The 506-nt window shown below is 44.9% G+C and carries 1 protein-coding gene; it reads right to left on the bottom strand.

All coding sequences use genetic code 11. The annotated features are described in order from the left end of the window. Positions 1-117: 117 nt before the first annotated feature. Positions 118-506, bottom strand: a 389-nt coding sequence (locus AB4585_RS27625) for a hypothetical protein (RefSeq protein WP_372171947.1), incomplete at its 5' end; no start/stop codon positions are given.

Raw genomic sequence — 506 nt, 5'->3', positions numbered from 1 at the left:
CATCTTGGGTCTAAAAAGAGGCCAGCTCAAAGCTCAACCAATTCAGAATTAGTTGAATAGAAAACGCCTAGGTTTGACCCTAGGCGATTTTTCTATGCTAGATGATAAATCTATGCGTTACTGATTTTCAAAGTGGACAAATCGCATCACACCTGAGGTTATCTCCGCTTCTCCCTCTGCAGGCGCTGGATTGTTCCAAGTTGGATCACTCCAGAAGGCCTTGGTCATCGTATTATCTCCATCTTGATCGACCTTATTCCAGATGTCTTTCGCTCCCTCAAATCCTGACGCTGTGATATCTAGAGTAACCTCGCCACTCGAGATAGCCCAATTAAACGAGAACAATCCCTCATCATTTACAAAGTAGCCTGTACCGTTGCTGTGGAAGACAACCTCTTCTTCAACTGCTTCCATGACGGTGCCATTGATCTCCCAAAGGTCGATTAGCTCCCAACGAGAACTTTCACTGCCATTACCTGTGAAATCAGACTCTATAAACTGAGCAC

Origin of the sequence: Vibrio sp. 10N.222.49.C9 (assembly GCF_041474985.1) — a bacterium.
Taxonomy (GTDB): Bacteria; Pseudomonadota; Gammaproteobacteria; order Enterobacterales; family Vibrionaceae; genus Vibrio; species Vibrio crassostreae_C.
Note: the sequence above shows the minus strand (reverse complement) of the source record. Positions and strands in the feature narration are given on the sequence as shown.